Origin of the sequence: Caballeronia zhejiangensis, from assembly GCF_022879815.1 — a bacterium.
Lineage (GTDB): Bacteria > Pseudomonadota > Gammaproteobacteria > Burkholderiales > Burkholderiaceae > Caballeronia > Caballeronia zhejiangensis.
Genome location: NZ_CP084283.1, coordinates 1516535 through 1530955, shown reverse-complemented (window position 1 = coordinate 1530955; position 14421 = coordinate 1516535). Strand labels below are relative to the sequence as shown.

The 14421-nt window shown below is 62.3% G+C and carries 11 protein-coding genes; all 11 read left to right on the top strand.

The genetic code is table 11. From position 1 onward, the window contains the following. The first annotated feature begins 228 nt into the window (after positions 1-228). Positions 229-1233 (top strand): 1,2-phenylacetyl-CoA epoxidase subunit PaaA, encoded by a 1005-nt coding sequence (paaA, locus tag LDZ23_RS07370; RefSeq protein WP_239295562.1) that lies wholly within the window; start codon positions 229-231, stop codon positions 1231-1233. 17 nt (positions 1234-1250) lie between these two features. After that, complete coding sequence (gene paaB, locus LDZ23_RS07365) at positions 1251-1535, top strand: 1,2-phenylacetyl-CoA epoxidase subunit PaaB (RefSeq protein WP_008349546.1); 285 nt, start codon at positions 1251-1253, stop codon at positions 1533-1535. A gap of 11 nt (positions 1536-1546) precedes the next feature. Then, positions 1547-2347, top strand: coding sequence for a 1,2-phenylacetyl-CoA epoxidase subunit PaaC (paaC, locus tag LDZ23_RS07360; protein ID WP_008352722.1), 801 nt, complete (start codon positions 1547-1549; stop codon positions 2345-2347). Continuing rightward, entirely contained in the window at positions 2347-2859 is a 513-nt protein-coding gene (paaD, locus tag LDZ23_RS07355) for a 1,2-phenylacetyl-CoA epoxidase subunit PaaD (RefSeq protein ID WP_008349550.1), read from the top strand. The genes paaC and paaD overlap by 1 nt, the downstream gene beginning before the upstream one ends. Before the next feature lie 28 nt (positions 2860-2887). After that, positions 2888-3976, top strand: a complete 1089-nt coding sequence (gene paaE / locus LDZ23_RS07350) for a 1,2-phenylacetyl-CoA epoxidase subunit PaaE (protein ID WP_008352720.1) — start codon at positions 2888-2890, stop codon at positions 3974-3976. Positions 3977-4126: 150 nt separating this feature from the next. After that, a complete protein-coding gene (pcaF, locus tag LDZ23_RS07345) occupies positions 4127-5329 on the top strand; it encodes a 3-oxoadipyl-CoA thiolase (RefSeq protein WP_034474181.1) in 1203 nt (400 codons plus the stop codon). Positions 5330-5342: 13 nt separating this feature from the next. After that, positions 5343-6857 carry a 3-hydroxyacyl-CoA dehydrogenase gene (locus tag LDZ23_RS07340; protein WP_034474182.1) on the top strand — a complete coding sequence of 505 codons (1515 nt, stop codon included), beginning with the start codon at positions 5343-5345 and terminating at the stop codon, positions 6855-6857. A 33-nt stretch (positions 6858-6890) separates the two neighbouring features. Beyond that, a complete protein-coding gene (gene paaK / locus LDZ23_RS07335; RefSeq protein WP_008349558.1) occupies positions 6891-8231 on the top strand; it encodes a phenylacetate--CoA ligase PaaK in 1341 nt (446 codons plus the stop codon). A 254-nt stretch (positions 8232-8485) separates the two neighbouring features. Then, positions 8486-11674 (top strand): efflux RND transporter permease subunit, encoded by a 3189-nt coding sequence (locus tag LDZ23_RS07330; RefSeq protein ID WP_034474185.1) that lies wholly within the window; start codon positions 8486-8488, stop codon positions 11672-11674. A 27-nt stretch (positions 11675-11701) separates the two neighbouring features. Continuing rightward, the gene (locus LDZ23_RS07325) at positions 11702-12910 is read left to right on the top strand and encodes an efflux RND transporter periplasmic adaptor subunit (protein WP_008349563.1); all 1209 of its coding nucleotides are present in this window, start codon (positions 11702-11704) and stop codon (positions 12908-12910) included. Beyond that, positions 12910-14409 (top strand): efflux transporter outer membrane subunit, encoded by a 1500-nt coding sequence (locus LDZ23_RS07320; protein WP_034474186.1) that lies wholly within the window; start codon positions 12910-12912, stop codon positions 14407-14409. Before LDZ23_RS07325 ends, LDZ23_RS07320 begins: the two co-directional genes overlap by 1 nt. Positions 14410-14421 lie beyond the last annotated feature (12 nt).

Genomic DNA, 14421 nt, shown 5'->3' with positions numbered 1-14421 from the left:
TTTGCGTGAACGTGAAGCGACCTCTGCCACCCAATCACCGGTGGTTTTGCCCAGTCCGGCTTTCGGCTGGGCTTTTTTGCGTGCGGATGACTTCATGGGTCAGACTCGGTTCCGGGTTAACGCGACGCTATTTATATCGACATAGTTGCATGCAAAATTAATCAACCGGACGGTCGGTTAATGGATATACTCGCTCCATCGCATCTCAAAAAGACGGCGGAGCCCCGCATGTACACGCAATCCCTCGACCTCCCCAGCGCGACGTCCGCAGCCGAAAGCCACGAAGCCGCAGCCTCCGCCGCCCAAACCCGCTTCGACGCGGTGATGCAGGCCGACGGCAAGATCGAGCCGCAGGACTGGATGCCCGAGGCGTATCGCAAGACGCTGGTGCGTCAGATCTCGCAGCACGCGCATTCGGAGATCATCGGGATGCAGCCCGAGGGCAACTGGATCAGCCGCGCGCCGAGCCTCAAACGCAAGGCGATTCTGCTCGCGAAGGTGCAGGACGAAGGCGGCCACGGTCTGTACCTCTACAGCGCGGCCGAAACACTGGGCGTCTCGCGCGATCAACTGGTCGCCGCGCTGCACGCAGGCAAGGCGAAATATTCGAGCATCTTCAACTATCCGACACCCACGTGGGCCGATGTCGGCGTGATCGGCTGGCTCGTCGATGGCGCCGCGATCATGAACCAGATTCCGCTGTGCCGCTGCACCTACGGGCCGTATGCCCGCGCGATGATCCGCATCTGCAAGGAGGAGTCGTTCCACCAACGCCAGGGCTTCGACGCGCTGCTCGCGATGATGAAAGGCACGCAAGCGCAGAAGGATCTCGTGCAGCAGGCGGTGAACCGCTGGTGGTGGCCGGTGCTGATGATGTTCGGCCCGAGCGACAAGGATTCGATCCACAGCGGCCAGTCGTTCGCGTGGGGCATCAAGCGCATCTCGAACGATGACCTGCGTCAGAAGTTCGTCGATGCGACCGTCGAGCAGGCGAAGATCCTCGGCGTCACGTTGCCCGATCCCGATTTGAAGTGGAACGAAGCGCGGCAAGCGCACGACTACGGCGCGATCGACTGGGACGAGTTCTGGCGCGTGGTCAACGGCGACGGTCCGTGCAACAAGGAGCGCCTCGCCACGCGCGTGAAGGCGCACGATGACGGCGCGTGGGTTCGCGAAGCCGCACTGGCGTATGCAGAGAAGCAAAAAGCCCGCGCCCACCAACAAGCTGCATGAGCATGGAGACGATGAAGATGAACAAGGAATGGCCGATCTGGGAAGTGTTCGTGCGCAGCAAGCAGGGACTGGATCACAAGCATTGCGGCAGCCTGCACGCACCGGACGCGGGCGCGGCGTTGCGCATGGCGCGCGACGTGTACACGCGTCGTCAGGAAGGCGTGAGCATCTGGGTGGTGCCCTCGGCGGCGATCACGGCATCGGACCCGGCAGACAAGGCCGAGTTGTTCGAGCCCGCGGGCGACAAGATCTATCGGCATCCGACGTTCTTCGTGCTGCCCGACGAAATCAATCACATGTAAGGGCGCGCGACATGAGCCAGAAAGAACATCTCGCCTACGTGCTGCGTCTTGCCGACAACGCGCTGATTCTCGGACAGCGCAACGCGGAGTGGTGCAGTCACGGCCCGGCACTGGAAGAGGATATTGCGCTGGCGAACATCAGTCTGGATCTGATCGGTCAGGCGCGTTTGCTCTACACGCATGCTGCTTCGCTCGAAGCATCGCTCAACGGCAACAAAAAGACCGAAGACGATTACGCGTACTTCCGCACCGAGCGCGAGTTCGCCAACTACACGATCGCGGAGTTGCCGCACTTCGGCCCGCTCGCGGGCACGACGCGCACGGAGCGCGATTACGCGGTGACGATCGTGCGCAACTTCCTGTACTCGGCGTTGATGATGGAAGTGTGGAGCGCATTGCAATCATCGAACGATGCGCAACTCGCGGCGATCGCGGCGAAGTCGATCAAGGAGACGAGCTATCACCTGCATCACGCGCGCGACTGGCTGGTGCGTTTCGGCGATGGCACTGCGGAGTCGCATCGGCGTGCGCAGGCTGCGCTCGATTATCTGATGCCGTACACGCGCGAGTTCTTCGCGACCGATGCAATCGAACAGGCCGTCGCCGATGCGGGCATCGCGCCGCTGGCGAGCGAGTTCGAAGCGGCGTGGCGCGAGCAGGTTGCATCGGCGCTCGATGAAGCGACGCTCCGAGCGCCCGTAGAAGTGCAGCACGTCACGACGGGCAAGCAAGGCGAGCACTCGGAGCACATGGGTTATCTGCTGGCGGAGATGCAGAGCCTGGCGCGTCAGCATCCGGGTGCGAGCTGGTAATGCAGGCCATGCAAACCACGATCGAACGCGCGTGGCACGTGCTCGAGTCGGTGCCCGATCCGGAGATTCCGGTGGTATCGATTCGCGAGCTGGGCATCTTGCGCGATGTGCGTCACGGCGACGATGGCGTGCTCGAAGTGGTGATCACGCCGACGTACTCGGGCTGTCCTGCGATGTCGCAGATTGCTGAGGACATCGCCAAAGCGATCGATGATGCGCAACTCGGCGCGCATCGCATCGAGACGGTGCTGGCGCCTGCGTGGACGACCGACTGGATCACCGATGACGCGCGCGAGAAGCTGCGCCGCTATGGCATCGCGCCGCCGACGGGCGCATGCGTTAGCACGGAAAAGCCGATCCGCTTCGTGGCGCGCAAGCCCGCGACGATCGCGTGCCCGCGCTGCGGCTCGACGCACACGGAGAAGCTGGCGCAATTCGGCTCGACGGCGTGCAAGGCGTTGTATCGATGCATCGATTGCCGCGAGCCGTTCGATTACTTCAAGCCGTACTGAACCTCACTGACAAGCGAGCCGAGAAAACATGGCGACTCCGCAATTTCATCCGCTGCGCATTCGCGACGTGCGCCCCGAAACCGCCGATGCGCTCACCGTTTCATTCGATGTGCCGCCCGCATTGCGCGATGCGTTTCGCTTCACGCAGGGCCAGTTCGTGACGCTCAAGACGCATATCGATGGCGAGGAGACGCGCCGCTCGTATTCGATCTGCGTGGGCGTGACCGACTACGATCGCGATGGCGAATTGCGCATCGGCATCAAGCGCGTGCGCGGCGGGCGCTTCTCGAACTTCGCGTTCGAGACCTTGAAGCCCGGCCATGAGATCGAGGTGATGACGCCCGACGGACGCTTCTTCACGCATCTGAACGCGGATCACGCAAAGCATTACGTGGCGTTCTCGGGCGGCTCGGGCATCACGCCGGTGCTGGCGATCATCAAGACGACGCTGGACATGGAGCCGACGAGCCGCTTCACGCTGGTGTACGGCAATCGCAGTGTCGACGCGATCATGTTCGCCGAGGAACTCGAGGATCTGAAGAACCGGTATATGGACCGGTTCTCGCTGTATCACGTGCTGTCCGATGATTTGCAGGATGTCGAGTTGTTCAACGGCGTGCTGGATCAAGAGAAGTGCAAGGCGTTTCTTTCGACGCTGCTCTCGCCTGAAGAGATCGATGAAGCGTTCATCTGCGGCCCCGGCCCGATGATGGATGCCGCTGAAGCCGCACTGAAAGAAGCGGGCGTGCCGCCGAAGCAGATTCATGTGGAGCGCTTCGGCACGCCGTTGCCGCAGGCGGGTGCGCCGACGATCGAGATTACGGAGAGCACGCCGGCGGCGGATCTGGAACTGGTCATCGATGGCAAGAAGCGCAAGCTGCGTCTGCCGTATGAAGGCGTGAGCGTGCTCGATGTCGGTCTGAAGGCAGGGCTCGCGTTGCCGTACGCGTGCAAGGGCGGGGTGTGCTGCACGTGCCGCGCGAAAGTGCTCGAAGGCGAAGTGAAGATGGACAAGAACTACACGCTCGAACAACACGAGATCGATGAGGGTTTCGTGCTGACCTGCCAGTGCCATCCGGTGAGCGAGCGCGTGGTTGTGAGCTTCGACGAGCGGTAAGCGACGTCCCGATTCATTAGAAAGTCGCGCATCGCAACGGTGCGCGTGAAGCCGAAGCGATTCCAAATCTATTCAAGCGCCGAAGTCGTTAGCAATGCAACTATTGCGCGGCTTCGCTGCGAAAGATCATTCTCCACATCGAGACTTGTCATGACTGAAGCCTTCATTTGCGACGCGATTCGTACTCCATTCGGCCGCTACGGCGGCGTTTTCAAGGACGTCCGCGCCGACGATCTCGGCGCCGTGCCCATCACCGCGCTCATGAAGCGCAACGCGTCGGTGGACTGGACGCAGATCGACGATGTGATCTACGGCTGCGCGAATCAGGCTGGCGAAGATAACCGCAACGTCGCGCGCATGTCGAGCTTGCTCGCGGGTTTGCCTATCGACGTGCCGGGCTCGACGATCAACCGTCTGTGCGGCTCGGGCATGGACGCGGTCGGCAGTGCCGCGCGCGCGATCAAGGCCGGCGACGGTTCGCTGTATGTTGCGGGTGGCGTCGAGAGCATGACGCGTGCGCCTTTCGTGATGGGTAAAGCATCGAGCGCATTCTCGCGTTCGGCTGATATCTTCGATACGACCATCGGCTGGCGTTTCATCAATCGCGCGATGCGTGTGCGATATGGCGTCGACTCGATGCCGGAGACCGCGGAGAACGTCGCGGTCGATTTCAACATTTCGCGCGATGCGCAAGATCGCTTCGCGCTGCGCAGCCAGCAGCGTGCGGCACGCGCACAGGCCGATGGCACGCTCGCACAGGAAATCGTCGCGGTGAATGTGCCGCAAAAGAAGGGCGAAGCGATCGCGATCGATCGCGACGAGCATCCGCGCGAGACCTCGCTCGAATCGCTCGCGAAGCTGAAGGGCGTCGTGCGTCCCGACGGCAGCGTGACCGCGGGCAACGCGTCGGGCGTGAACGATGGCGCATGCGCGCTCATCATCGCGAACGAGGATGCTGCGAGGCGTCATGGACTCACGCCGCGAGCGCGCATCATCGGCATGGCGACGGCGGGTGTCGAGCCGCGCATCATGGGCATCGGTCCCGCGCCCGCGACGAAGAAGCTGCTTGCACGTACAGGCCTCACGCTCGATCAGTTCGACGTCATCGAACTCAACGAGGCCTTCGCATCGCAAGGCATCGCGGTGCTTCGTCAACTGGGCCTTGCCGAGGACGATCCGCGCGTGAATCCGAATGGCGGCGCCATCGCGCTCGGTCATCCGCTCGGCGCATCGGGTGCGCGCCTCGTCACCACCGCAATGTACGAACTCGAGCGCCGCAACGGGCGCCATGCGCTATGCACGATGTGCATCGGCGTGGGTCAGGGCATCGCGATCGCAATCGAGCGCGTCTGAGGGACCTGGCGACATGACACAGGCCATTCAGACATCGGCGATCGTCGGCGTGATCGGCGCCGGCGCGATGGGCGCGGGCATTGCCCAGGTCGCAGCGCTCGCGGGGCACACCGTGCTGCTTTACGATCTCGATGCGAAAGCGCTCGACAAGGCGCGCAATGCAATCGCGGCGAACGTGCAGCGCCTGATCGACAAGAAGAAGCTCGAAGAGTCCGCAGGACAGCAAGCCATCGATCGCGTGCGCGTCGTTACGAGTCTCGCTGACTTGCGCACGGCATCGCTTGTCATCGAAGCCATTGCGGAACGTCTCGAGCTCAAGCGCGCGCTGTTCATCGAGCTCGAAAGCATCGTGACGCACGAGTGCATGCTCGCGACCAACACGTCATCCATTTCGATCACGGCGATCGCGGCGCCCTTGAAGCATCCGTCGCGCGTGGTCGGGATGCACTTCTTCAATCCGGCACCGCTGATGGCCCTCGTCGAAGTCGTGCACGGACTCGCAACATCCGATGCGGTCGCACAAACCGTGCATGCCACAGCCGCGGCATGGGGCAAGACGCCGGTACATGCAAAATCGACGCCGGGATTCATCGTCAATCGCGTGGCTCGGCCGTTCTATGCGGAAGGCTTGCGCGTGCTCAACGAGCAGGGCGCTGACGCCGCTTCCATCGATGCCGTCATGCGCGATTCGGGCGGCTTCAGAATGGGTCCATTCGAGTTGATGGACTTGATCGGCCACGACGTGAATTTCGCCGTGACGCAATCGGTGTTCAACGCGTACTTCAACGATCCGCGCTTCACGCCTTCGCTGATTCAACAGGAATTGGTGAACGCGGGCTTTCTTGGTCGCAAGACCGGCCGTGGCTTTTATGACTATGGCGCTGATGCCGCGAAGCCTGTCGCGCGCATCGAAACGAATGCTCATACGCCTTCGAAGATCGTGCTCGGAGAAAGCGTGCCTTTATACGAACGCCTGCAAGCGCGCATCGCGCCGGCGAGCGTCGCTGGAAACGACATGCCCGGACTGATCGCACAAATCGATGATGCGTATCTTTTCCTTACCGATGGACGCACGGCGACGGAACGCGCGCATGCGCTCGGCATCGACAACATCGTGTTGATCGATCTCGCGCTCGACTATGCGAACGCGCAAAGCGTGGCGCTCACGCACGCGCGTCAATGCTCCGGCGAAGCCTACGCTGCGGTAGCCGGCGCATTGGCGCAAGCCGGTTATGCAGTCGTGCCATTGAACGATGTCGCCGGCATGACCGTGATGCGAACCGTCGCGATGCTCGTCAACGAAGCGGCCGACGCCGTGAATCAATGCGTTTGCACGAGCGCCGATCTCGACCTCGCGATGGAGAAGGGCGTGAACTATCCGCTCGGACCGCTCGCGTGGGGCGAACGCATCGACATCGGCCGCGTTCACGACGTGCTGCTTCATCTCGCTGCGCATTACGGCGAAGACCGTTATCGCGCATCGCCGCTCATCGCGGCATTGCGTTATTCGGGCCAGCGCTTTCACTGAAGCGAAGACGCATCATTCATTCATCGAGCATTCATGCAGGAGACAACCGTGGTTCAATCCATTGCACAGCAAAGCGAACTGGAACCGATCGAGCGCGCGAGCCGGGACGAGCTTCAGGCACTGCAACTCGAACGCCTGAAGTGGACGTTGCGTCACGCCTATGAAAACGTCGCACACTATCGCCGTGCTTTCGACGCTGCGGGCGTGCATCCAGACGACCTGCGCGAGCTATCCGATCTCGCGCGTTTCCCGACCACGACGAAAACCGACCTACGCGACAACTATCCCTTCGGGCTCTTCGCCGTGCCGCGCGATCAGGTCGTGCGCGTGCATGCATCGAGCGGCACGACGGGCAAGCCGACGGTGGTCGGCTATACCGCGAAAGACATCGACACGTGGGCCAACGTCACGGCGCGTTCAATCAGAGCTGCTGGTGGGCGCAGAGGCGACACGCTGCACAATGCGTTCGGCTATGGTCTCTTCACCGGCGGTCTCGGCATTCACTACGGCGCCGAACGTCTGGGCTGCATGGTGGTGCCGATGTCAGGCGGTCAGACCGAAAAGCAGGTTCAACTGATCCGCGATTTCGCGCCGAAGATCATTCTCGTCACGCCGTCGTACATGCTGAATCTGCTCGATGAAATGACACGGCAGGGCATGGACCCGGCGAACACGTCGCTCAAGATCGGCATCTTCGGCGCCGAGCCATGGAGCCAGGGATTGCGCAGCGAGATCGAAACGCGTGCGGGCATACAGGCACTCGACATCTACGGCCTCTCGGAAATCATGGGTCCGGGCGTTGCGTGTGAATGTATCGAGACGAAGGATGGCCCGACGATCTGGGAAGATCATTTCTATCCCGAGATTATCGATCCCGTGACGGGCGAAGTGCTTCCGGAAGGCAGCACGGGCGAACTGGTCTTCACTTCGCTCACGAAGGAAGCGATGCCGATGATCCGTTACCGCACGCGCGATCTCACTTCGTTGCTGCCGCCGAGCGCGCGCTCGATGCGTCGCCTCGCGAAGATCACGGGCCGCTCGGATGACATGCTCATCATTCGCGGCGTCAATGTGTTCCCGAGCCAGATCGAAGAGTTGATCCTTGCGATTCCGCGCCTGAGCGGCCAGTATCAGTTGTGCGTGTCGCGCGACGGCCACATGGATTCGCTGTCCGTCTCAGTCGAAGCACGCCCGGAAGTCTGCGCAACGCTGAACGAGAGCGACCGCGCCGGTCTCTCGCGCGAACTTCAGCATCGCGTCAAGACGATGGTCGGCGTATCGACGCAAGTGCGCGTGCTCGATTCCGGCGAACTGCCGACGACGGCAACCGGCAAGGCCAAGCGCGTACTCGATCTTCGTCCCGTAGCGGCATAACTTTCCGCATCGCCAAGCGCCTCGCGCTCTGCGAGGCGCAATTCATTTCCAACAATTGGAACGCGCGTTCCGTTTTCGGTGCGGCCCCGCATTCTTCTGCAGAAATCTTTCCGCAAAAACCCTCGCAACCGTTTGCGCAAATTGTTTTGTAAGCTTCAGTTGTGTCATCGTATCGAGTGCATTTGCGTCTGCGGGCGCAGTGTCGTCGCATAGCATTCGAATAACGAACAACGAACGGGGCAGGCGAAACCTAGATGTGGATTGTCAGACTCGCGCTGAAGCGCCCGTACACATTCATCGTCCTGTCGTTGCTCTTGCTGATCATCGGTCCGCTCGTCATCGTGCGGACGCCGACCGATATCTTTCCGAATATCGATATTCCCGTTGTCAGCGTTATCTGGTCTTATACGGGCCTGCCGCCCGATCAAATGGAGCGCCGCATCACGCTCAATTACGAGCGCGGGTTGTCGGTGGCGGTCAACGACATCGAGCACATCGAGTCGGAATCGCTGCCGGGCATTGCGGTCATTCGCATCTACTTTCAGCCTAATGCGAATGTCGATGAAGCTATCGCCGAGATTACCGCGCTCTCGCAAACGCAATTGCGCTCGCTGCCGCCCGGCATCACGCCGCCGAATATCTTGCGCTTCAATGCATCGACGGTGCCGATTCTGCGGCTCGCGTTGTCGTCGTCGGAACTCAGCGAACAGCAGCTCTACGACTTCGGCAATAGCTTTCTGAAGACGCAGCTCGCGACCGTGCAAGGCGCTTCGGTGCCATTGCCTTATGGCGGCAAGCAGCGGCAGATCATGGTCGATATCGATTCGCGCAAGCTGCAGGCGAAGAACCTCGCGCCGACCGACGTGGTCAATGCAATCAGCGCGCAGAATCTGATTCTGCCGACGGGCACGACGAAGATCGGCGCAACGGAATACTCGGTCGGCCTGAACGCGAGTCCGGGCTCGATCGAAGGACTCAACGACATACCGATCCGCACCGGTCCTGGCGGCACGATCTATATCAAGGACGTCGCGCATGTGCGCGACGGCTTCCAGCCGCAAACCAATATCGTGCGGGTGGACGGCACCCGCGCTTCCTTACTCACGATCAACAAGAGCGGCAATGTATCGACGCTCGATATCGTCGCGCGCGTGAAGAACCTGTTGCCGACCTTGCGCGGCATGGTGCCCGAGTCGCTGAAGATCGAGCCCGTTGCGGATCAATCGCTCTTCGTGCGCGCGTCGGTGTCGGGCGTGCTGCGTGAAGCGGTGATCGCAGCGGGCCTGACTGCGCTGATGGTGCTGCTGTTTCTGGGAAGCTGGCGTGCGACGCTCATCATCGCGATCTCGATACCGCTTTCGATGCTGACGTCGATCGTCGCGCTCTCCGCGATCGGGCAGACGATCAACATCATGACGCTCGGCGGCCTCGCGCTCGCGGTCGGTATCCTCGTCGACGACGCGACAGTTGCAATCGAAAACATCAGCCAGAATCTGGAGCAGGGCAAGGAACTGGAGCATGCGATTCTCGATGGCGCGCAGCAGATCGCCGTGCCGACGCTCGTGTCGACGCTCTCTATCTGCATCGTGTTCATTCCCATGTTCCTGCTGACGGGCGTCGCGCATTACCTGTTCGTGCCGATGGCCGAAGCCGTCGTGTTCGCGATGCTCGCGTCGTACTTCTTCTCGCGCACGCTGATCCCGACGCTTGCGAAGTATCTGTTGCGTCATCACGAGCACATGGGCGGCGATGTCGAATCGATGAAAGGCTCGCGCAATCCGTTCGTGCGGATTCATCTCGCATTCGAGCGTCATTTCGAGTCCGTGCGCCATCGCTATCGACGCGTTCTCGAAACGCAGCTCGCGCAACCGGGCCGCTTCGCTTCGTTGTTTTTGCTGTGCTGCCTGCTGTCGCTCGGGCTTGCGCCGTTCCTCGGGCGCGACTTCTTTCCGTCGATCGATTCAGGCGTGATCGCGCTGCATATGCGCGCGAAGACGGGCACGCGCATCGAGGAAACGGCGGCGCTGACGGATCGCGTCGATGCACGCATCAGGCAACTGATTCCGCGCGGCGAGATTCGCTCGATCATCGACAACATGGGCTTGCCGGTATCGGGTATCAATCTCTCGTACAACAACACGGGCACGGTCAGTTCCGCCGATGCCGACGTGCTCATCAGCCTCAACGAAGATCACGCGCCGACAGAAGGCTATATCCACGAGTTGCGAAAGCGCCTGCCGCAGGAGTTTCCCGGCGTGACGTTTTCATTCCTGCCCGCCGATATCGTGAGTCAGATCCTCAACTTCGGCGTGCCCGCGCCGATCGATATAGCGATCACCGGCCGCGATGTGCGCGGCAATCGCGCGCTGGCGAATCGCATGCTGGAAAAGATTCGCCGCGTGCCGGGTCTCGTCGATGCGCGCATCCAGCAGCCATCCGATCTGCCTGCGATCAACGTCGAGGTCGATCGCACGAAGGCGTTGCAAGCGGGCTTCACGCAGCGCGATGTCGCGAACAACTTGCTCATCACGCTGTCGGGCAGTCAGCAGACGACGCCCACGTTCTGGCTCAATCCGGTGAATGGCGTGAGCTATAACGTCATCACGACGGCGCCGCAATACGACATGAACTCGCTGCAATCGGTGGCGAACATTCCGGTGACATCGTCGAGCGGCAAGACCAATATTCTCGGCGCGCTCGCAACGCTTTCGCGCAGCGCGCGCGATGCGGTCGTCTATCACTACAACGCGCAGACCACCATCAATCTCTATGCGACCACCGAGCGGCGCGATCTCGGCGCAGTGGCGGACGACGTGCAACGCATCATCGACGAAGCGCGCGGCGAATTGCCCAAAGGCTCGACGATCGAAATGCGCGGCCAGGTCGAGACGATGAACGGATCGTTTTCGGGTCTCGCATTCGGCCTCATTCTCGCGGTCGTGCTGGTGTACTTGCTGATCGTCGTGAACTTCCAGTCGTGGCTCGATCCGTTCATCATCATCACCGCATTGCCGGGCGCGCTCGCGGGCATCGTGTGGATGTTGTTCCTGACGCATACGACGTTGTCGATTCCCGCATTGACCGGCGCGATCATGTGCATAGGCATCGCGACGGCAAACAGCATTCTCGTGGTGAGCTTCGCGCGCGCCGCGCTCGCCGAACATGGCGACGCAGTGCGCTCCGCGCTGGAAGCGGGCTATACGCGTTTCAGGCCGGTGCTGATGACCGCGCTCGCGATGATGATCGGCATGGTGCCGATGGCGATCGGGCTCGGTGAAGGCGGCGAGCAGAATGCGCCGCTCGGGCGGGCGGTGATCGGCGGCCTGATGGTCGGCACCATCGCAACGCTGTTCTTCGTGCCGGTCGTGTTTTCGATCGTCTATCGGCGCATGGAAGCACGCGGCAAGGGACCGGGCGCGGCGGCACGGAAAGCGGCGCAATAAAACAATCGAACAGCAGGCGGAGCAAGAATGGAAGAGCAGTTGTCGCAACGATCGGGCAACAGGCGGCGAGGGCGCTTATGGCTCGTGATCGCGCTCGTGGTCGTCGTCGCGCTCATCGCGCAGGGAATCCTGTCGCGCCGCGCTGCGCACGCGGAACTCGAACGCGATGCGAACGAGCACGGCTTGCAGACGGTCGAGGTCATCAAGCCGACGCGCATGAAGGCCTCGCAGGATCTCGTGCTCGCAGGCGATATCCGCGCGTTCTCCGATGCGCCGATCTTCGCGCGCACCAATGGGTATCTGAAGCGCTGGACCGTCGATATCGGCACGAAGGTGAAGAAGGGCCAGTTGCTCGCGGAGATCGATGCGCCCGAAATCAACGATCAGCTTCGTCAGGCGCGTGCCGATGCGCAAACCGCGCGCGCGAACTATCTGCTTGCGAAGACGACTGCGGAGCGCTGGGCGCAGATGCTGAAGAACAACTCGGTGTCGCGCCAGGAGACCGATGAAAAGAACGGCGACATGCTCGCGAAGGAAGCGGCGCTGAACGCGGCGCAGGCGAACGTGTCGCGGCTCGAACAACTCGTGTCGTTCCAGAAGATCTATGCACCCTTCGATGGCGTCGTCACCGCGCGCAACACCGATGTCGGTCAGTTGATCGACGCCGGCAGCGGCGCCGCCGGCCGCGAGCTCTTCCACATTCAGGATGCGTCGACGTTGCGTGTGTTCGTCGATGTGCCGCAAGCGTATGCGCGGATGATCACGGTGGGTTTGCCCGCGGAGTTGCTGCTCAACGAAGAGCGCAATCGCAAGTTCGACGGCGTCACGGTGCGTACCGCGGGCGCGGTCGATCCCGTCGCGCGCACGATGCGCGTCGAAGTCGATGTGAAGAATCCGGCGGGCGAATTGCTTGCGGGCGCGTATGCGCAAGTGCGCTTTCGTCTCACGAGCGCGAGTCCTTCATACACGCTGCCCGGCAATGCGCTGTTGTTCCGTCCGGATGGCGTGCATGCCGCGAGTGTCGATGCGAACAACCGCGTGAAGCTTCTGCCGATCACGCTCGGCACCGACTACGGCACGCGTGTGTCGATCGTCTCCGGATTGAATGGCGATGAGCGCGTGATCGTCAATCCGCCCGATTCGATCATCGATGGCGCGGCGGTGCGTATCGGCCGCGCGGGTTCGAGCGACGCCGCGAGCGGTGGTGCAGCGAAGGCTGAAGGAAGCGAGTCGTGATGAGGCGCGCATCGCTCGAATTAGTTGCATCGCTAACTATCGCGGCATTGGGCGGCTGCGCCGTCGGGCCGGATTACGTGCGGCCCGAAACTTCTACGCCTGCTGCGTACAAGTCGCAGATGCCGCTCGATGCGCCTGCGTCGGCATCGCAAGACTGGAAGCCTGCGCAGCCCGCCGATGCGAAGCCGCGCGCGCCGTGGTGGGAAGTCTATGGCGATCCGCAATTGAACGCGCTCGAAGAACGTGTCGCGACAGCGAATCAGACCGTGGCCGCGGCCGCCGCGCGTTTTCGTGGAGCGCGTGCGGCGGCCGCGCAGGCGCGTTCGGCGTACTTTCCGACCATCACGGCGAATGCCGCATTCAATCAGTCGCGGGTATCGTCGAACGTCCTGTACAAATCGAGCGCGGGCGTGACCGTGCCCGACTATCTGATCGACGCACAGATCTCGTGGGAGCCGGATCTCTGGGGCCGCATCTCGCGTGCTGTCGAAGGTGGCCGCGCAGAAGCGCAGGCGAGCGCCGCGGATCTGCACAGCGCGATTCTGTCGATGCAGGCCGAACTCGCGACCGACTACTTCGATTTGCGCGGCATCGTCGAAGAAGAACGGCTGTTGCAGGCGACGCTGCAAGCCTATGAGAAGGCGCTCGCGCTTACACGCGATCGTTTTGCGGGCGGCGTCGCGGCGGAATCGGATGTCGCGCAGGCCGAAGAGCAACTGCGCGCGACGCAGGCACAATTCATCGATCTGGAGACCACGCGAACGAGCCTCGTCAATGCGATCGCGATTCTCGTCGGCGAGAGTCCGTCGAGTTTTACCCTCGATGTCGCGCCGCTCAACGAAGCGCATTCGCCGCATCCGTCGGCGGCGCTCGCGGTGCTGCCGCCCGGCGTGCCGTCCGCGTTGCTCGAGCGCAGGCCGGATGTCGCGGCGGCGGAGCGGCGCGTGGCCGAGGCGAATGCGCGCGTCGGCGTGGCGACGGCGGCGTTCTTTCCGAACCTTCTGCTCGCCGCGACGGGCGGTCTCGAGGCGACGCGCTTCAGCTCATGGCTCGAAGCGCCGAGCCGATTCTGGTCGCTCGGGCCACAGCTCGCATTCACGGTGCTGGACTTCGGCGGTCGCGCGGCGGCTCGCGATGCGGCGCGCGCTGACTACGACGAGAAGGTCGCCGATTATCGGCAAACCGTGCTGACCGCGTTCGGGCAAGTGGAAGACAACCTGAATGCGCTGGAAGTGCTGCGCCGCGAAAGCGAAGCACAACGCGATGCCGTCGATGCCGCCCAGCGCGCGCTCGGCAAGGTCAGCAATCGCTACGAGAACGGCGCGATCACGTATCTGAGCGTGGTGGTGACGCAGGCAATCGTGCTGTCGGATCAACGCACGGCGGTGCGTATCGAGCGGCGCCGCATGGCGGCGAGCGTCGCTCTCGTGAAGGCGCTGGGCGGAGGGTGGACCACCGCCGAATTGCCGAATCCGGAGGAAGTGTCGCGCCGCGATTGAATTCTGTGCTAT